This is a genomic window from Caulobacter sp. GW821-FHT10A10, assembly GCF_059415745.1.
Genome location: NZ_JBWKNV010000001.1, coordinates 477161 through 494508, shown reverse-complemented (window position 1 = coordinate 494508; position 17348 = coordinate 477161). Strand labels below are relative to the sequence as shown.

24 protein-coding genes and 1 pseudogene are annotated in these 17348 nt (G+C 72.1%); 19 read left to right on the top strand and 6 right to left on the bottom strand.

From position 1 onward, the window contains the following. Positions 1-187: 187 nt before the first annotated feature. Both AC07NS_RS02415 and AC07NS_RS02410 read left to right on the top strand, forming a co-directional pair. Positions 188-841, top strand: coding sequence for a hypothetical protein (locus AC07NS_RS02415; protein ID WP_494601169.1), 654 nt, complete (start codon positions 188-190; stop codon positions 839-841). Continuing rightward, positions 726-1841 carry a DNA-packaging protein gene (locus AC07NS_RS02410; RefSeq protein WP_494601167.1) on the top strand — a complete coding sequence of 372 codons (1116 nt, stop codon included), beginning with the start codon at positions 726-728 and terminating at the stop codon, positions 1839-1841. The genes AC07NS_RS02415 and AC07NS_RS02410 overlap by 116 nt, the downstream gene beginning before the upstream one ends. On the opposite strand, the gene AC07NS_RS02405 is transcribed toward AC07NS_RS02410, so the two are convergent. Beyond that, on the bottom strand, positions 1838-2212 hold the full coding sequence (locus tag AC07NS_RS02405) for an endonuclease domain-containing protein (RefSeq protein WP_494601166.1): 375 nt from the start codon (positions 2210-2212) through the stop codon (positions 1838-1840). The two genes, AC07NS_RS02410 and AC07NS_RS02405, sit on opposite strands and share 4 nt — an antisense overlap. Before the next feature lie 28 nt (positions 2213-2240). Here AC07NS_RS02405 and AC07NS_RS02400 point away from each other — a divergent pair. The 3 genes and pseudogenes from AC07NS_RS02400 to AC07NS_RS02390 all read left to right on the top strand — a co-directional run bounded on the left by AC07NS_RS02400 (position 2241) and on the right by AC07NS_RS02390 (position 4326). Then, a pseudogene (locus AC07NS_RS02400) lies at positions 2241-3511 on the top strand (phage portal protein). A gap of 150 nt (positions 3512-3661) precedes the next feature. Beyond that, a complete protein-coding gene (locus tag AC07NS_RS02395) occupies positions 3662-3910 on the top strand; it encodes a hypothetical protein (protein ID WP_494601165.1) in 249 nt (82 codons plus the stop codon). Further along, positions 3907-4326, top strand: a complete 420-nt coding sequence (locus tag AC07NS_RS02390) for an HK97 family phage prohead protease (protein WP_494601164.1) — start codon at positions 3907-3909, stop codon at positions 4324-4326. Before AC07NS_RS02395 ends, AC07NS_RS02390 begins: the two co-directional genes overlap by 4 nt. 9 nt (positions 4327-4335) lie before the next feature. Here the strand turns inward: AC07NS_RS02390 and AC07NS_RS02385 are convergent, their stop codons facing one another. From AC07NS_RS02385 to AC07NS_RS02375, 3 genes are read right to left on the bottom strand one after another with little or no spacing between them, the layout of a single operon-like run. Continuing rightward, entirely contained in the window at positions 4336-4575 is a 240-nt protein-coding gene (locus AC07NS_RS02385; RefSeq protein WP_494601163.1) for a hypothetical protein, read from the bottom strand. 5 nt (positions 4576-4580) lie between these two features. Beyond that, positions 4581-4847: a DUF6959 family protein gene (locus AC07NS_RS02380; protein ID WP_494601161.1), complete on the bottom strand. Its 267-nt coding sequence runs from the start codon at positions 4845-4847 to the stop codon at positions 4581-4583. A 32-nt stretch (positions 4848-4879) separates the two neighbouring features. Further along, positions 4880-5158 (bottom strand): hypothetical protein, encoded by a 279-nt coding sequence (locus tag AC07NS_RS02375; protein WP_494601159.1) that lies wholly within the window; start codon positions 5156-5158, stop codon positions 4880-4882. A gap of 217 nt (positions 5159-5375) precedes the next feature. Between AC07NS_RS02375 and AC07NS_RS02370 the strand changes: the two genes are divergently transcribed. The 9 genes from AC07NS_RS02370 to AC07NS_RS02330 all read left to right on the top strand — a co-directional run bounded on the left by AC07NS_RS02370 (position 5376) and on the right by AC07NS_RS02330 (position 9508). Further along, entirely contained in the window at positions 5376-6599 is a 1224-nt protein-coding gene (locus AC07NS_RS02370) for a phage major capsid protein (protein WP_494601158.1), read from the top strand. A gap of 213 nt (positions 6600-6812) precedes the next feature. Then, on the top strand, positions 6813-7085 hold the full coding sequence (locus AC07NS_RS02365) for a head-tail connector protein (RefSeq protein ID WP_494601157.1): 273 nt from the start codon (positions 6813-6815) through the stop codon (positions 7083-7085). Then, positions 7082-7477 (top strand): DUF3168 domain-containing protein, encoded by a 396-nt coding sequence (locus AC07NS_RS02360; protein ID WP_494601155.1) that lies wholly within the window; start codon positions 7082-7084, stop codon positions 7475-7477. The genes AC07NS_RS02365 and AC07NS_RS02360 overlap by 4 nt, the downstream gene beginning before the upstream one ends. A gap of 33 nt (positions 7478-7510) precedes the next feature. Then, positions 7511-7927, top strand: a complete 417-nt coding sequence (locus AC07NS_RS02355; RefSeq protein ID WP_494601154.1) for a phage major tail protein, TP901-1 family — start codon at positions 7511-7513, stop codon at positions 7925-7927. A 13-nt stretch (positions 7928-7940) separates the two neighbouring features. Then, positions 7941-8222 carry a GTA-gp10 family protein gene (locus AC07NS_RS02350; protein WP_494601153.1) on the top strand — a complete coding sequence of 94 codons (282 nt, stop codon included), beginning with the start codon at positions 7941-7943 and terminating at the stop codon, positions 8220-8222. Next, complete coding sequence (locus tag AC07NS_RS02345) at positions 8219-8407, top strand: phage tail assembly chaperone (protein ID WP_494601151.1); 189 nt, start codon at positions 8219-8221, stop codon at positions 8405-8407. Before AC07NS_RS02350 ends, AC07NS_RS02345 begins: the two co-directional genes overlap by 4 nt. Before the next feature lie 14 nt (positions 8408-8421). Then, on the top strand, positions 8422-8919 hold the full coding sequence (locus AC07NS_RS02340) for a phage tail tape measure protein (protein ID WP_494601850.1): 498 nt from the start codon (positions 8422-8424) through the stop codon (positions 8917-8919). 47 nt (positions 8920-8966) lie between these two features. Next, entirely contained in the window at positions 8967-9233 is a 267-nt protein-coding gene (locus AC07NS_RS02335; RefSeq protein ID WP_494601150.1) for a hypothetical protein, read from the top strand. Beyond that, entirely contained in the window at positions 9209-9508 is a 300-nt protein-coding gene (locus tag AC07NS_RS02330) for a hypothetical protein (protein WP_494601149.1), read from the top strand. The genes AC07NS_RS02335 and AC07NS_RS02330 overlap by 25 nt, the downstream gene beginning before the upstream one ends. 143 nt (positions 9509-9651) lie before the next feature. On the opposite strand, the gene AC07NS_RS02325 is transcribed toward AC07NS_RS02330, so the two are convergent. Together AC07NS_RS02325 and AC07NS_RS02320 are read right to left on the bottom strand one after the other, a co-directional pair. Continuing rightward, complete coding sequence (locus tag AC07NS_RS02325; protein ID WP_494601148.1) at positions 9652-10110, bottom strand: DUF805 domain-containing protein; 459 nt, start codon at positions 10108-10110, stop codon at positions 9652-9654. Between the two features lie 98 nt (positions 10111-10208). Continuing rightward, a complete protein-coding gene (locus AC07NS_RS02320; RefSeq protein WP_494601147.1) occupies positions 10209-10697 on the bottom strand; it encodes a hypothetical protein in 489 nt (162 codons plus the stop codon). Between the two features lie 69 nt (positions 10698-10766). Here AC07NS_RS02320 and AC07NS_RS02315 point away from each other — a divergent pair, with 69 nt between their 5' ends. From AC07NS_RS02315 to AC07NS_RS02295, 5 genes are all read left to right on the top strand, one after another. Then, complete coding sequence (locus AC07NS_RS02315; RefSeq protein WP_494601146.1) at positions 10767-11399, top strand: phage distal tail protein, Rcc01695 family; 633 nt, start codon at positions 10767-10769, stop codon at positions 11397-11399. Beyond that, on the top strand, positions 11399-12049 hold the full coding sequence (locus AC07NS_RS02310; protein WP_494601145.1) for a phage/gene transfer agent baseplate hub protein: 651 nt from the start codon (positions 11399-11401) through the stop codon (positions 12047-12049). The genes AC07NS_RS02315 and AC07NS_RS02310 overlap by 1 nt, the downstream gene beginning before the upstream one ends. Further along, the gene (locus AC07NS_RS02305; protein WP_494601144.1) at positions 12046-12477 is read left to right on the top strand and encodes an NlpC/P60 family protein; all 432 of its coding nucleotides are present in this window, start codon (positions 12046-12048) and stop codon (positions 12475-12477) included. The genes AC07NS_RS02310 and AC07NS_RS02305 overlap by 4 nt, the downstream gene beginning before the upstream one ends. After that, positions 12477-16220: a baseplate multidomain protein megatron gene (locus AC07NS_RS02300; protein ID WP_494601143.1), complete on the top strand. Its 3744-nt coding sequence runs from the start codon at positions 12477-12479 to the stop codon at positions 16218-16220. Before AC07NS_RS02305 ends, AC07NS_RS02300 begins: the two co-directional genes overlap by 1 nt. Positions 16221-16308: 88 nt before the next feature. Then, entirely contained in the window at positions 16309-17226 is a 918-nt protein-coding gene (locus AC07NS_RS02295) for a DnaJ C-terminal domain-containing protein (RefSeq protein WP_494601142.1), read from the top strand. Positions 17227-17348: the final 122 nt, after the last annotated feature.

The following is a 17348-nucleotide window of genomic DNA, read 5'->3' as shown; positions in this document are numbered from 1 at the left end:
AGGCGGACACGGTCAGCAGGGACCTGCAACGGAAGGAATTGGGGTTTCCCTGGAGAGGGTGAAACCTCTCACCCTCCCACCGCTTCGCGGTGGGCCCCTCCCTCTCTCAAAGAGAGAGGGTTTGGGATGGCGACCGCCGACGGGGATAGAGCGCCGTGGATCCCCGGTTCGTTGCTGAAAAAGTCACGTGATTCCCGTGGTTTGCAACTTTATCAGCGTCGTGGATCAGACGCGTTCGCTGGCGCCGTACACTTCTGTCATGGCCGAGAAAAGCGACATCGTAGAGCTGCTGGACACGACCCTGGCCTTCGCGGCCTGCGTCTGTGCGGCGGCCTCGCGGAAGATCCTGGATCAGGCGGCGGACAAGCCGCCGGAGGCCCAGGTCGCCGCCACCAATGAAATCGGGCGGACCATCCGGACGCTGAAGCTGGCTGTTGTCGCTGGCCGTAGGGCCGGGGCGGATCTTTCCCGCCTGCTCAAGGCGCCCGCCGCCACGGCGGCCGGCGAGGAGGTTGCGATGAATGACGGTGGACCCTGGACCCCCGAACGAATGGGCGAGCTTCGAGCCGATCTCGAGCGTCGAATGGAAGCGTTTAAGTCAGGGCTCGAATTTAAGCGCCTGGATGGACAGTGCGCCCCCGCGGGTGATCGCGCGGGCGACACGAAACTGGCGGCCGAGGCTCAATCATCAACTGCCGCCGGACGACCCGTGGGCGACCTGGCTGATGCTGGGCGGACGCGGGGCCGGCAAGACCTTCGCCGGGGCGAGCTGGCTGCTGGAGCAGGTCACGCGGCCCTGTCGGCTGGCGTTGGTGGGACCGACCTTCCACGACGTTCGTGAGGTGATGATCGAAGGGCCGTCGGGCCTGAAGGCGCTTTCGTACGAGACCGACCGCCCGCGCTGGGAGACATCGCGCCGGCGGCTGGTTTGGAAGAGCGGCGCTGAGGCCTACGCCTTCTCGGCGGAGGATCCCGACAGTCTGCGCGGGCCGCAGTTTCACGCCGCCTGGGCCGACGAGTTCTGCGCCTGGCCCAAGGCCAGCGAGACCCTGGCCATGCTGCGGTTCGGGCTGCGGCTGGGGGAGGATCCCCGGCTGGTGGTCACGACGACGCCGCGTCCGACCCGGGCGCTGAAGGTGTTGATGGCCGAGCCCGGCGTGGCGACCACGCGGGCGGGGACGGCGGCCAACGCCGGCAACCTGGCGCCCCGGTTCCTGGCCAGCCTGGAGGCGCTGTACGGCGGCACCCGGCTGGCGGCCCAGGAGCTGGAGGGGATCGTCGTCGAGACCGACGGCGGCCTGTTCCGGGCCGAGGACCTGGCCAGGTGTCGCGGGGCGCCGCCGGCGAAGTTCGACCGGGTGGTGGTGGCGGTCGATCCGCCGGCCACGGCGCGCGGCGACGCCTGCGGAGTGGTGGTCGCGGGCCGCCGCGACGGCCGGGCCTATGTGTTGGCCGACCGCACGGCGCGGGGCCTGTCGCCCAACGGCTGGGCCAGCCTGGCCGTGGCTGCGGCGGTGGACTTCGACGCCGCCGCCCTGGTGGCCGAGGCCAACCAGGGCGGCGAGATGGTGCGCTCGGTGCTGGCCCAGGCCGCGCCGCCGTGCCCGATCAAGCTGGTGCGGGCCTCGGTGGGCAAGCGGGCGCGGGCCGAGCCGGTGGCGGCCTTGTACGAGCAGGGCCGGGTTGTGCACTGCGGCGCGTTCCCGGCGCTGGAGGAGGAACTGATGGGGCTGGGCGACGGGGATTTGGGGCACAGTCCGGACCGGGCGGATGCGCTGGTCTGGGCGTTGAGCGAGCTGATGCTGGGCGGGGGGAAGGAGCCGAGGTTGAGGGTGGTTTAGACATCCTGGTCGGCATCGCGCCAAAGATCCTCCCCCTGAAGGGGGAGGTGGCCCGGAGGGCCGGAGGGGGAAGTGTCTGCGATCGCGGCGAGTATGGTCGCCAAGGTATCGTCCACCGAGGCCAGCACCTCGACCGCCGGTATGCGCAATGTGCGCACGCCGCGTTCGGCGAGGCGCGCGTCGCGGATGCGGTCCATCTCCGGCCGGTTTCCGGTTTCGTGCACGTAGCTGTCGATCTCGACCACCAGAAGGGCTTCGGGACAGTAGAAATCCAGCACGTAAGGCCCGGCGGGGTGCTGCCGGCGGAATTTCCAGCCTTCCAGGCGCCCACCTTTCAAGCCCTGCCATAGCAGGACTTCCGGCAGGGACATTTCTCGCCTGAGCCTTCTGGCCCTCGCGATGCGGGATTTGGGCGGCGGCATCGACTTCCCCCTCCGTCGCTTCGCGACACCTCCCCCTTCAGGGGGAGGATCTTGGCGAGCGACAGCCACTATAAATTGTTCTTCATTTGTTCTCAATCTCCAGGAGCGGTCATGCCTCTCTTCGCGCGGCGGTCTACGCCGGAAACCAAGGACTCCCGCGCCGCGAGGCTGGTCGCCCTGACCAGCGGCGGGCGGGCGCAGTGGACGCCTCGGGACTATGGGGCGCTGGCGGCGGAGGGGTTCGCGAAGAACCCCGTGGCCTATCGCTGCGTGCGGATGATCGCGGAAGCCGCGGCCGCCGTGCCGCTGGCGGTGTTTCATGACGGGCGGCGCAGCGACGACCATCCGCTGGCGAAACTGCTGGCCCGGCCCAATCCCGAGCAGGGCGGGCCGGACCTGATGGAGCAGTTCTTCGGGCATCTGCAGGTGGCCGGGAACGGCTATCTGGAGGCGGCCGGGGAGCAGCCGGAGGAGCTTTATGCGCTGCGGCCCGACCGGATGGCGGTGGTTCCGGGGCCGCGGGGATGGCCGGCGGCCTATGACTACCAGGCCGGCGGGCGGACGGCGCGGATCGCGCGCGACGCCGACGGCTGGCTGCCGGTGCTGCACCTGAAGCTTTTCAACCCGACCAGCGACCACTACGGGGCCTCGCCGCTGGAAGCGGCCGCCTTCGCCATCGACGTGCACAACGCCTCGGGGGCGTGGAACAAGGCGCTGCTGGACAACGCCGCGCGGCCGTCGGGGGCGCTGGTCTATGGCGGGCGCGACGGGGACAGGCTTTCCGAGGAGCAGTTCGAGCGGCTGAAGGCCGAGCTGGCGGGGGTCCACGCCGGCGCAGACAACGCCGGGCGGCCGCTGCTGCTGGAAGGCGGGCTGGAGTGGAAGCCGATGTCGCTGACCCCGGCCGACCTGGATTTCGTCGAGGGCAAGCACGCGGCGGCGCGGGAGATCGCCCTGGCGTTCGGGGTTCCGCCGCAGCTGCTGGGGATCCCGGGCGACAACACCTACGCCAACTATCGCGAGGCCAATGGCGCGTTCTGGCGGCACACGGTGGTTCCGCTGGCCGAACGGGCGGCGCGGGCGCTGACGGCGTGGCTGGGGGTGAAGTTCCCCGGCGCGCGGGTGGCGTGCGACCTGGACGCCGTGCCGGCGCTGAGCGCCGAGCGGGACGCCCTGTGGGCGCGGCTGGAGGCGGCGAGTTTTCTGACCGAGGAGGAGCGGAGAAGGCTGGCGGGGGTGGAACTTTAGAGAACCTCCCCCTGTGGGGGAGGCGATCGCGTAGCGATCGGAGGGGGCGTCAGACGAAATCGGCCGCCGCCTCGCAAGCTGAAAACGTCCCCCCACCGGCCTTCGGCCGCCTCCCCCACGGGGGGAGGTTCCTGGAAATTGGAGAGGCTGATGACGACAACCAACCGCTGGCGGCTGGACCGCCAGGTCTCGGCCGCCGTGCTGGTGGCGGTGGTGCTGCAGGCGGCGGCCGCCTTGATGTGGGCCGGGCGGGCCAGCGCGCGGATCGACGATCTGACGCGGCGGCTGGAGGCCCAGGCGCCGGTGGCCGAGCGGCTGGCGCGGCTGGAAGCCCAGGCCGACGCCACGCGCGCGGCGCTGGTGCGCATCGAGGCCAAGCTGGATGGAGGGGAGCGATGACGGATCTCCGCATCGAGGGCTACGCGTCCCTCTTCTGGACGCGCGACCTCAACGACGACGTCACCGCCGCCGGGGCCTTCAAGGCGAGCCTGGAAAACGGCGGGGCGGGCGCGATCCGCATGCTGCACCAGCACGACGAGGCCGAGCCCGTCGGCGTCTGGGACGAGGCGTTCGAGGACGCGCGCGGCCTATTCGTCCGTGGGCGGATCATAACCGCGACGCCGCGCGGGCGACTGGTAGCGGCGCTGGTCTCGGCGGGGGCGCTGGACGGGCTGTCGATCGGCTTCCGGCAGGTCAAGGCGCGGACGGACGGGCCGCTGCGGGTGCTCTCCCGCGTCGATCTCTGGGAGGTGTCGATCGTGACCTTCCCGATGCTGCCGGGGGCGCGGTTGAAGGTGGCGTCGAAGGCGTCCTAGGCGGGCGCTCTAGCGCGGCGGGGCGTTCAGCATGGCTTCGAGTTCGTCGTGGAGGCCATCGCCTTGGCCCGTCCACGTCTGACTAAGATGGACACGCTCCTTGGCGTCCCTGAGGTGCATGCCGTGATGGTGGACCAGCACCCACATCGTTTGGATCATCGACAGCCCCTCGGCATGCAGAAAGGCGATCGCCTCGTCGAGGTCGGCGGGGCAGCGGCGCAGGATGCGCGGGTCGATGACGGGCGGCATGCGGGTCAGCGCCCGAAAGGCAGCGGCGCGCCGTGCTCGCCGAGCACGCGGACGTAGTGGTCGCGCAGTCCGCGCAACTGGTCGCGCAGTTCCTCGATCTCGTCGCGGGCGGGGTGGTCAGGCGCGAGGGCGGCACAGGCCTGTTCGGCCAACAGGCAGAGTCCGTTCAGCGTGTCGCCCTGGACGAGGACGCCAGGAAATTTGCGGCCCGGATGCCGCATCACCGCGGCGTTGGAGGCGTCACTGTAGATGTCGACGGAGATCGTGCGCATGACGCCAGCTTGGCCGTCCGCCGCGTGCGGGGTCAAGGGCAGCCGGGGCCGACGTCGTTCTCGAACAGGGCGTCGTGGGCGGCGATGGCGGTCTTGAGGTCGGCATGCCAGTCGCAGGCGTCGAGCTGGCCTTCGAGCAGCAGTTCGAGGCGCAGGCGGGCCTGGCCGGCGTCGTCGTGCGGCAGGCGAACGAAATCGGCGAGCTGGACGCAGAAGCGGCCGGTGTCGAGGTCTTCGAAGCAGGCGTAGCGGATCGCCTCGGTCGGCGCGATGCGGCGCCAGACGACGATCTCTCGATAGAGCGTGGACATGAGGTCTGCCGCTGAAGCGGCGGGCGGCGAGCCGGTGCGGCTCGCGCGGACCTAAGCAGAGGCGCCCCCAAGGAGCAAGGGCGCCGAACAAGATCCTCCCCCGCTGGGGGAGGTGGCCCGAAGGGCCGGAGGGGGTCTGCCGCCGCGCCGGCCCCCTCAGTCGCTCCGCGACAGCTCCCCCAGAGGGGGAGCATCTGAACTCCAACTGGAGAACTTCATGAAGGAAACCAAACAGGTTCCGGCCTCGCCGGAGGCCCGGGCGGCGTTCGCCGAGGTGCTGGCGGCGTTCGAGGGCTTCAAGGCGGCCAACGACCAGCGGCTGAGCGCGATCGAGAGCAAGGCGGCCGACGTGCTGCTGGAGGAGAAGGTCTCGCGCATCGATGCGGCCGTCTCCGCCGCGCAGGATCGCCTGGACCGCATCCTGGCCGAGAGCCGGCGTCCGGCCCTGGCCGGCGAGGCCCCGGCCGCGCGGGTCGACGAGCGCAAGGCCGCCTTCGACCGCTATGTGAAGACCGGCGAGACGGGCGGTCTTCTGGAGGCCAAGGGGCTGTCGGAGGGCACGGCCACGGCCGGCGGCTATGTGGCGCCGCCGGAGCTGGAGCGGCAGATCCTGCGCCGCCTGGCCGCCACCAGCCCGATGCGCGAGATCTGCCAGGTGCGCACGATCGGCGGCGGGACCTTCCGCAAGCCGGTGAGCCCCGCCGGCCTGGCCGCCGCCTGGGTGGCCGAGACGGCCGCCCGTCCGGAGACCACGGCCCCGACGCTGGACGTGATCGACTTCCCGGCCGGCGAGCTCTACGCCAGCCCGGCCGCGACCCAGGCCCTGCTCGACGACGCCTATGTCAGCATCGACGAATGGCTGGCGGAAGAAGTGCAGGACGCCTTCGCCGCCCAGGAGACCAGCGCCTTCGTTTCGGGCGACGGGGTCAACAAGCCCAAGGGCCTTCTGGCCTACACCGCCGCGGCCGACGCGTCGTACGCCTGGGGTCAGCTGGGCTATCTGGCCACCGGCGTCGCCGGCGCCTGGCCGGCCAGCAACCCGACCGACAAGCTGATCGACCTGATCTACGCGGCCAAGACCCAGTACCGCCAGAACGGCCGCTTCGTGATGAACCGCCGCACGGTCAGCGCCGTGCGCAAGTTCAAGGACGCCCAGGGCAACTACATCTGGAACGCGGCCCTGCAGCCGGGGCAGTCGGCCAGCCTGCTGGGCTTCCCGGTGACCGAGATCGAGGCCATGCCGGACGTGGCGGCCAACAGCCTGGCGGTGGCGTTCGGCGACTTCGATAAGGGTTATCTGATCGTCGACCGCGCCGGGGTGCGGGTGCTGCGCGACCCCTATTCGGCCAAGCCGCACGTGCTGTTCTACACCACGAAAAGGGTGGGCGGCGGGGTGCAGAACTTCGACGCGGTGAAGCTGCTGAAGTTCGCGGCGAGCTAGCCAAGGAAGGCCCTTCTCAGGCGCTTCGGGAACCTCCCCCCGTGGGGGAGGCGGCCCGGAGGGCCGGAGGGGGGACGTTTTCAGCTTTCGGGGCGGCGGCTTGGTTCGCAGGTACGCCCCCCACCGATCGCTGGCGCGATCGCCTCCCCCACGGGGGGAGGTTCCTGAAGGTCGAAGCTGCGGCCTTCCTTTCAAAATCATCGGAACATCCCCATGCCCAATTCCGTGACCCTGGCCGAGGCCAAGGGGTTCTTGCGCGTGGGCGGGAGCGGCGAGGACGCGCTGGTTTCCCTGCTGATCGACGCCGCCGAGGCGCGGGTCGGGCAGGCGGCCGGCGTGGTGCTCAACGCCGCCGCTCCCGCGCCGCTGCGCCTGGCCGTGCTGGTCCTGGCCTGCCACGCCTACGAGCACCGCGACGGCGAGAAGCCGCCGCCGCTGTCGCTGGTCGAGCCCTGGCTCGCGCCTTATCGCGAGGCGCGCTTATGAGCGGGCTCGAGAGCGACCTGGCCGCCGCCCTGGCCGAGGCGCTGGCGGCGGCGCCGGCGGTGAGCGCCATCGTCGGCGGGCGCATCCACGCCGATCCGCCGCGGATGCTGACCTATCCCTGCATCAGCGTCGGCCGCATCGAGAGCCGGCCGGTGGGCGAGGACCTGCTTGAGCACGTGGTGACCGTCACCTGCGCCTCGCGGTTCGGCGGGCCGGAGGAGGCGCGGGCGATGACGGCGGCCGCGCGGCTGGCGCTGCACGACGCGGTCCTGACCGCGCCGGGGCGGCGGCTGGCCTCGTGCCGGGTGCGCTACGCCGACGTGTTCGCCGCCTCTGACGAGGAGCTGACCCTGGGGATCCTGCGCGTGAGGGCCGTCAGCGAGCCGGCCTGACCCTTTCCCTTTTCTCAAACGATGGAGGCGTCCATGGCCGCGCAAGCCGGCAAGGACATGCTGCTGAAGATCGGCGACGGCGGGTCGCCCCAGACCTTCGTGACGGTGGCGGGGCTGCGGGCCCGGACCATCAGCCTGAACGCCCGCACGGTCGACGCCACCGACGGCGACAGCGCCGGCCGCTGGCGCGAGCTGCTGGCCGGGGCGGGCGTGCGCTCGGCCGCTGTGTCGGGCAGCGGGGTGTTCCGCGACGCGGCCTCGGACGCGGCGGTGCGCGACAGCTTCTTTTCCCAGACCGCCAGGACCTGGCGGCTGGTGATCCCCGACTTCGCCCAGCTGGAGGGGCCGTTCCTGGTCTCGGCGCTGGAATACGCCGGCCAGCACGACGGCGAGGCGGCCTTCGCCCTGACCCTGGCCTCGGCCGGTCAGGTGAGCTTCACGGCGATCTAGAGGAGCAACGAGGATGACGATGCACAACCCCGGCCGCGGCGAGGTGACGGCCGTGCTGGCCGGGACGACGCGGACCCTGTGCCTGACCCTGGGCGCCCTGGCGCGGATCGAGGAGGCGCTGGGCCTGGAGGACTGGAGCCAGCTGCCGGCGCGGATCGCCAGGATGTCGGCGCGCGACCTGCTGGTGGTGCTGCAGGCGCTGCTGGACGAGGACGGCCCGCCGCTGGACATGGCGCGGCTGGACGTGCGCGAGGCCGCCGCCGCGGTGGCCAAGGCGCTGGCGGCCGCGGCGTGACGGGCTGGAACGAGATGCTGGCCCGGGCGGCGCGGGAGTTCTGCGTGCCGCCAGCGGCGTTCTGGCGGCTGTCGCTGCCGGAATGGCGAGCGCTGGCGGGACCGCCGGCCTCGCCCGCTTTGCCGCGTCCGGCGCTGGAGGCGCTGATGGCGCGGTTTCCGGACCATGAGGAGGACGCGGTGTGAGCGGCTTCGACGACATGACGATCCAGGCGGCCGAGGCCGGCGAAGCCCTGGCGGCGCTGGAGGCCCCGGCGCGGGCGGCGGCGCGCTCGATCGAGGACGCCTTCTCGGCGGCGGGGACGAGTCTCGCCCGTTCGCTGGCGCGGGCGGCGGCCGACGGCGAGGTGTCGCTGGCCGAACTGGCGCGGGCGGTGCTGGCGGCCGTGCAGGCGGCGGCCGGCGGAAGCGGCGGCGGGGGTCTGGGCGAGGCGCTGGGAACGGCGCTGAGCTCGGCCTTCTCGGGCGCGCGGGCCGACGGCGGGGCGGTGACCGGCGGCGGGGCCTATCTGGTCGGCGAGCGCGGGCCGGAGGTGTTCCGTCCAGCGGGCGCGGGAACGGTGGAGCCGCTTGGCGGCGGCGGGATGAACGTGACGGTGCAGGTCAGCGGCGGCGACGTCGGCGGCCTGGCCCGCTCCGACGCCCAGCTGGCCCAGGCCTTGGCGCGGGCGGTGAGTCTGGGGGCAAGGCGGCTATAGGTGGAAGTGCGGCGCAACAATCGGTGAAATGGTGAGTTTTCAACAGGATGTTGACGCCCGTAGGGTTTGAAACCACATTTGAAACTCAGCAGAACGGCGGCACGATTGTCGCGGGCGAAGATGGGGAGGAGGACGCTATGGAACTGAAGTTCATCGCCGAAATCTCGCCTATTCTCTTTGGCGCTGCCGTGGCCGTGCTGGGCGGCATCCAGGCGCTGGTCATCGGCGCCAAGGCCCTTCACAACGAGGCATTCGCCAAGCGGGTGGTCGAGGTGTCTGAACGCTTCACATGGCTGTTCCGCCTGTCGACGTAGCCCACGCTTCGGGGGGCATCCAACCGCTAGCCGCATTCGCCTGGGCCGCCTTCGGCAGCGCAGCGCTCGAAATCGCGTCGTTGATCAAGGAAATCCAGAGCAAGGCTGGCCTGTCCCAGGCTCGAAGGAGCAAGCTGTACTGGATTGCCCGCGTCGGGTTCGTCTTCGTGGCCGGTGGCCTGGGGATGGCGTTCGCGACGTCGGTGCCCGTGGCCATCTACATCGGCGCCAGCGCGCCCGCCCTGCTCGACCGGCTGTCGCGCGTGAAGAGCTGAAGCGGCTTAGGCCGAAGGGCAGCGGGGCCGGCCGAGAGTGAAACCTCTCACCCTCCCACGCCTTCGGCGCGGGCCCCTCCCTCTCTCTATGAGAGAGGGGTCAAGCAAAAGGCCCGCCGATTGCTCGGCGGGCCTTGGGCGGATCACACCGCCAGGGCGTGCAGGGGCGGGTCGCCCCAGCGGTTGTCGTCGGCCTGGCCTTCGGCGCAGCCGACCCAGAGGGTGAAGCCGACCGTGACCAGGAAGCCGAGGACGGCCGCGACGGCCATGCCGCCGACGCTGGCCAGGGCGAAGATTTCCGGATCGCCGCCGCCCAGGGCGATGGCGGCCGAGCCGAACACCAGCCACATCACCGAGCCCATCAGCAGGACGGGGCCGAGCAGGATCGGCAGCAGCTGCCACCAGGCGCTCTTGCCCATGTCGTGCAGGCGCTTGGCGTAGATGCAGACGAAGCAGAACAGCGTGACCAGCGAGGCGGCCCACCCGATGAGGGGGATCCAGCCGGCGACCACGTTGACGCCCAGCAGCATCAGCCAGGCGATCCAGAACGCCTGACGACCGATGCGGCCGTCGGCGGTGAACATCAGGGTTTTCCAGTCCATGTCTTTTCAGTCTCCCAACCTTGAGGAGGAGACTAGGCCCGGCGGGCTCGCGCTTTAAGTGAAATGGGCGTCATGACAAGGGTTTAACCAGGTGGGGTTTAACCCGGGCGCGAGGCCCGGCTGGGCGCGAAGCCGAGCCAGGCCAGGAAGACCAGCCAGACGATGGCGATGGTCGGCAGGGCCACGAAGAAGGGCAGGATGACGGCCATGCCGTCGAGCCCGGCCATCCAGACGCGGCCGCCGCCCTGCAGGGCGAGGTTGGCCAGCCAGACGGCGACCAGCACCCAGGGGCCGCGGCCCATGTCGCGCAGCCGCTTGAGGCAGAGCACGCCGCTGATCCAGGCCTGGAACAGCATCATCACCGCGCCCGTGCCCCAGACCTCCACGAGGCCGGGCAGGGCGGCGTCGGCGTCCATGTCGCCGAACCAGGGGCCGAGCACCGGGGCGGCGAAGAAGGCCCGCGCGCCGTAGGGCATGGCGGCCAGGCCCATGGCCGCGTCGATCGCCGCCAGCAGGAACAGCCCCAGCCAGAAGTCGCGGCGGCCGACGGCGCCGCGCGGCGACAGGAGCAGGGCGAGAAGGGGCACGGGTCGGTCTCCGATCAAATGTAAGTAAGCAATCACTCACATTTCATATCCTTGTCAAGGAGGGCTCGCATGAGCGCCTTTCACGAGACGCGCCTGCCGCTGCGCCTGGCCTTCGGCGGGACCAGCGGGATCGAGCGGCGGACCGAGGTGGTCGGGCTGGCGTCCGGCTTCGAGCGGCGGTCGAGCCCCTGGGCGCAGGGCCGGCGGCGGTTCCTGATCGGTACGGCCAGCCGGAGCCTGGACGAGGCGGCCGAGCTGGTGGCGTTCTTCGAGGCGCGGCGGGGGCGGCTGCATGGCTTCCGGTTCCGGGATCCGGCCGACTTCAAGTCGTGCGCGCCGTCGCTGGCGCCGGCCTCGACCGATCAGGCGCTGGGAACGGGCGATGGGACGCGGACCGCGTTCCAACTGGTGAAAGCCTATGGCAGCGGCGAGGAGGCGGTGGTCCGCACGATCGCCAAGCCGCAGGCCGGAACCGTGCGGGTGGCCGTGGCGGGCGTCGAGCAGGCGGCCGGGGCCTTCGCGGTGGATATGGCGAGCGGCGTCGTGACCCTGGCGGCCGCGCCGGCGGCGGGGGCGGTGGTGAGCGCCGGCTTCCTGTTCGACACCCCGGTGCGCTTCGACCTCGACCGGCTGGACGTGACCCTGGAGGGGTTCGGCGCGGCCAGGGTCGGGGCGGTGTCGCTGGTCGAGGTGCGGGTCTGATGCGCGCCGTGCCGGAGGCGCTGGCGCAGCGCATCGAGAGCGGGGCGGCGAGCCTTTGCCACGCCTGGGTGCTGACCCGGGCGGACGGCGTGGTGCTGGGCTTCACCGACCATGACCGGGACCTGGTGGTCGACGGCGCGACGTGCCGGGCCGCCAGCGGCTGGACGACGGGGGCGGTCAAGGACGAGGCGGGTTTCGCGCCGGGCCTGGCGGCGGCGCTGGGGGCGTTCGACGACGCGGCGATCACGGCGGCGGACGTCGAGGCCGGGCTCTATGACGGGGCGATCGTGGCCTGCCTGCGGGTGGACTGGCGCGCGCCGGATCTGTTCGTCGAGCTGTGGCGGGCGCGGGTGGCGCGGGTGTCGTGGACGGGCGGGGCCTTCACCGCCGAACTGGAGGGGCCGGCGGCGGCGCTGGAGCGGGTGGTGGGGCGGACCTACGCCCGCAGTTGTGACGCCAGCCTGGGCGATGCGCGCTGCGGCGTGGATCTGGCGGCGCATCCGGGCGCGAGCTGCGACCGGCGGTGGGCGACCTGCCGCGAGGTGTTTTCCAACGGCGTCAACTTCCGGGGCTTTCCGACCCTGCCGGGCGAGGACTTCCTGACGCTCTATCCGGTCGAGAGCGACGTGAACGACGGGGGGCGGCGATGAGCGCTCGGGAGCGCGTTCTGGCCGAAGCACGCGGCTGGATCGGCACGCCCTATCAGCACCAGGCCAGTCTGAAGGGCGTCGGCTGCGACTGCCTGGGGCTGGTGCGCGGGGTGTGGCGGGGGCTGGGCGGGGCCGAGATCACGCCGCCGCCCTATCGCCCGGACTGGGCCGAACTGGGCGAGGGCGAGCCGCTGCTGGCGGGGCTGGCGAGCGTGCTGATCCTGGTCGAGCCGACGGCGGCGCGGCCCGGCGATGTGCTGGTGTTCCGCATGGCCCGGGGCGTTCCGGCCAAGCACTGCGCGATCCTTTCAGGTGAAGGGACGCGGATGATCCACGCCTATTGGGGCCGGGCCTGCGTCGAGACGTGGCTGGGCGCCTGGTGGCGGCCCCGGCTGGCGGCCGCCTTTTCCTTTCCGGAGCAAGTCTGATGGCCCAGATGATCCTGCAGTCGGTCGGCTCGCAATTCGGCCCGGCCGGGAGCGCCATCGGCGCGACGATCGGGGCGGCGATCGACCAGAGCCTGATCGCCTCGCTGAGCCCGGCCCGTCAGGTCGGGCCCCGGATCTCCGAACTGAAGCTGACGGCGGCGGCCGAGGGCGCGGCCATGCCGTGCGTGTTCGGCCGCGCGCGGGTGGCGGGGCAGGTGATCTGGGCGGCGCGGTTTCGCGAGCACCGCACGACCAGCGGCAGCAAGGCGGGGCGGACGCGGTCGTACGGCTACAGCCTGTCGTTCGCCCTGGCCGTGGGCGAGGGGCCGATCGACGGGATCGGCCGGGTCTGGGCCGACGGCAAGGCGCTGGACATGGACGGGGTGACGATGCGCGTGCATCGCGGAACCGAGGACCAGGCGCCGGACCCGCTGATCGTGGCGGTGGAGGGCGAGGACGCCGCGCCGGCCTTTCGGGGCGTCGCCTATTTGGTGTTCGAGGACCTGATGCTGGACGACTTCGGCGGGCGGCCGCCGCAGCTGTCGTTCGAGGTGTTCCGCCGGCCGGCGGGCGACGGGACGGCGCTGGAGGACCGGCTGGAAAGCGTGTGCCTGATCCCGGGGGCGGGCGAGTTCGTGCTGGCGACCGACGTGGTGCTGCGGCGCTCGGGGCTGACGCGGACCAGCGCGGAGAACCTCAACAACGCCGAGGGGCGGGCGGACCTTCTGGTGTCGCTGGACCAGCTGCAGGCGCAACTGCCGAAGGTGAAGCATGTGAACCTGGTGGTCGCCTGGTTCGGGACCGACCTGCGCTGCGGGACGTGCGAGATCCGGCCGGGCGTGGAGCTGGCCGACAAGCCGACCGAGCCGATGGCCTGGAGCGTGGCCGGCGTCGAGCGGGGCGCGGCGCATCTGATTTCCAGCGTCGGGGGCGGGGTGGCCTATGGCGGCACGCCGGCCGATGCGGCGGTGGTGCAGGCGATCGCCGAACTGAAGCGGCGGGGTTTCGCCGTGACGCTCTATCCGTTCGTGCTGATGGACGTGCCGGCCGGCAACGGGTTGCCGGATCCGTACGGCGGCGCCGAGCAGGCGGCCTATCCGTGGCGGGGTCGGATCACCTGCCATCCGGGACCGGGGCGGCGGGGGACGGCGCACAAGACGGCGGCTGCGGCGACCCAGGTCGCCGCCTTCTTCGACGGGGCCTGGGGTTATGGGCGGTTCGTGCGGCACTATGCGGCCCTGGCGGCGCAGGCCGGCGGGGTGGACGGGTTCTTGATCGGCTCGGAGCTGGTCGGGCTGACGCGGCTGCGGGACGCGGCGGGCTTTCCGGCGGTCGGCGCGCTGAAGGCGCTGGCGGGGCAGGTGCGGGCGCTGGTCGGACTGGAGACCAAGGTCGGCTACGCGGCCGACTGGAGCGAGTATTTCGGCAGCCAGCCGGCCGACGGCTCGGGCGACGTGCACTTCCATCTCGACCCGTTGTGGGCCGATGCGAACATCGACTTCGTGGGGATCGACTACTACCCGCCGATCACCGACTGGCGGAACGGCGAGAGCCATCTGGACGCGGCGGCCGGCTGGGGCGGGCCGCACGACGGGGCCTATCTGCGCCAAGGGCTGACGGGCGGCGAGGGCTTCGACTGGTTCTATGCCTCGGACGCGGCGCGGGCCGCGCAGGCGCGCACGCCGATCACCGATGGGGCGCATGGCGAGCCGTGGGTGTTCCGGCCCAAGGATCTCTTGAGCTGGTGGAGCCATCCGCATCACGACCGGCCGCTGGGCGTGCGGTCGGCCGCGCCCACGGCGTGGGTTCCGATGTCCAAGCCGATCCGGCTGATCGAGTTCGGCTGCGGGGCGGTGGACAAGGGCGCCAACGCCCCGAACCTGTTCGTCGACGCCAAGAGCGCCGAGAGCGCCCTGCCGCCGTTCTCGGACGGAACGCGCGACGAGTTGGGCCAGAGGCGGGCGCTGGAGGCGGTGCTGGGCTGGATCGCCGAGCCGGCGGCCAATCCGGTCTCGCCGGTCTATGGCGGGCCGATGATCGAGCAGGCGTCGGCGTGGTGCTGGGACGCGCGGCCGTTTCCGGATTTTCCGGCGCGGTCGGGCGTGTGGGCGGATGCGGGCAACTGGAGCCTGGGCCACTGGCTGAACGGCCGGGCCGGATCGGTGGGCGTGGGCGAACTGGCGTTGGCCGTGGCGGCGCGAGGCGGGGTGGCGATCGATCCGGGCGAGGCCTCGGGTCTGGTGGCCGGCTATGTGATCGAGCGGCCGATGCGGCTGCGGGATGCGCTGGGGCCGCTGACCGAAGCCTTCGGGCTGGACGTGGCGGAGCGCGGCGGGGGCGTGCGGCTGGTGTCGCGTTCGGGGCCGGTGGCGGGGATGCTGGCCGGCGATGACCTGGCCTGGCCGGAGGATCGCGAGGCGCCGCAGAGCGCGGCGCGGCGGCTGGAGCCGGCGGCGGGCGCGGTGCGGCTGCGGTTCGTGGACCTGGCGCGGGATTATCAGGCCGGGGCGCTGATCGTGCGGCGGGAGGGGGAGGGAGAGACCCTGGATGTCGATGCGCCGCTGGTGCTGACGGCGGCCGAGGCGGCGGTGGTCGCCGGGCGGCGGCTGGACGCCGAAGCGGCCGTGCGGCGCGAGCGGATCGCGCACCTGTCGCCGCTGGCGGCGCTGCGCTGGCGGGCCGGGGATCGGCTGGCGCTGGACGGCGAGGCCTGGCGGGTGGCGCGGGTGGACCTGGACGAGCGGCCGCGGGCGCGGCTGCTGCCGGTCCTGCCCGCGGCGGGGGCGGCGGGGGCGATCGACTGGAGCCCGGCGCCGGCCGCCTCGGTGACCGGGCCGCCGGCCCTGCTGGTGCTGGACCTGCCGCCGCTGCCGGGGGCGGAGGACGACGCGCGGCCGCTGGTGGCGGTGTCGGCTCAGCCCTGGCGGGCTTTCGACGTGCATGCCGGCGTGGCGGTCGATGCTTTGCGCGTGCGGGCCAATGCGAGCGCGCCGGCGGTGGTGGGCGTGACGTTGAGCGACCTGCCGGCCGGACCGCGCCACCGCTTCGACCGGGCCACGCGGCTGGTCTTGCGGCTGGAGGGCGGCGTTCCGCAGAGCCGCAGCCGGGCCGCCGTGCTGGCCGGCGAGAACCTGCTGGCGGTTCGGAATGGGGAGGGCTGGGAGTTGATCCAGTTCCTGACCGCCGAGGCGGTGGGGAGCGAGGTCTTCGCCCTGAGCGGCCTGCTGCGCGGGCAGGGCGGGTCGGACGTGGCGACGCTGGTGGCGGCGGGCGCCGAGGTGGTGCTGGTGGACGAGGCGCTGGTTCGGGCCGACCTGGCCTCGGCCGAGCGGGGCCTGCCGCTGGTCTGGCGGGCGGCGCCGGCCGGCGGTCCGGCGGCGGGGACGGCGATGGCGCTGGTGGCGGCGACGTGGCGGGGGCTGGCCTTGCGGCCGTGGTCGCCGGCGCATCTGCGGGCGAGCACCGTGGACGGCGAGACCCGGCTGTCGTGGATCGCCCGGGCGCGGGTCGGCGGCGACAGCTGGGAGGCCGAGGTTCCGGCCGGGGAGGCGCTGTGGCGGGTGCAGATCCTGGACGGGGAGACCGTGGTGCGGACGGCCGATGTCGAGGCGGCGGCCTTCGTCTGGACGGCGGCGATGCGGGCGGCGGACCTGCCGTTCGGGCCGTCCGGAACGCTGTCGGCGCGGGTGGCTCAGGGCTCGGCGAGCTGGGGCTGGGGCGCGCCTGCGGCAACGGGTCTGTGATATTAATGCAACATTTGGCTTGCGCCCGGCGCGGAACGGCCTAAGTGAGGGGCTTCGGCTTTTCTCCCTAGTCCTTCGAGGGCCTTCCTTGGCGCGCGACCCCTATCTGGAGCTTGGTGTTTCCCGCGGCGCGAGCGCCGATGAGATCCGCAAGGCGTTCCGCAAGCTGGCCAAGCAGTATCACCCCGACACCAATCCCGGGGACAAGAAGGCCGAGGACAAGTTCAAGCAGGTCAGCGCGGCCTTCGACATCCTCGGCGACGCCGAGAAGAAGAAGAAGTTCGACGCCGGCGAGATCGACGCCGACGGCCGTGAGACCATGCGTGGCTTCGGCGGGGCGGGCGGCAATCCGTTCGGCGGCGGCTTCAACCGTGGCGGCGGCTTCGGGCGCGGCGGCGAGGGCCCCGAGGTCGACCTCAACGACCTGTTCGGCGACATCCTGGGCCGCAATCGCGGCGGCGGCGGTTTCGGCGGCGGCTTCTCGGCCAAGGGCGCCGACGTGCGCGCCAAGCTGGAGATCGACCTGGAAGAGGCGATCAAGGGCGGCAAGAAGCGCGTGGCCTTCTCCGACGGCCGCACGATCGACGTGACGATCCCGACCGGCGCCCAGGAAGGCCAGACCCTGCGCCTGAAGGGCCAGGGCAGCCCGGGGCGCGGCGGCCCGGGCGACGCCCTGATCGAACTGGCGGTCAAGGCCCACCCGATCTATCGCCGCGAAGGCGAGCACCTGGTCATGGACCTGCCCGTCTCGATCCCCGACGCGGTGCTGGGCGGCAAGGTCGAGGCCCCGACGCCCGACGGCCCGGTGAACGTCACCGTCCCCAAGGGCGCCAACAGCGGTTCGAAGCTGCGGCTGAAGGGCCGGGGCCTGGCCGACGCCAAGGGCCACCGCGGCGACCTCTACGCCCGCCTCGTCGTCACTCTGCCCGAGACCATCGACGAGGACCTGGAGAAGTTCGCCCAGGCCTGGCGGGATCAGAAGCCCTATACGCCGAAGCGGCGGTAGGGGCTGGATCCGTTCCTCTATCCTCCGGAGCTGCGCGCCAGGATCCTGAACGTCTGGCGCGCCCGGTCGCTGTTCTGGTGCTTCCGCGCGTCGCACGGCCTGGACCGGCGAAGGCCGCACAC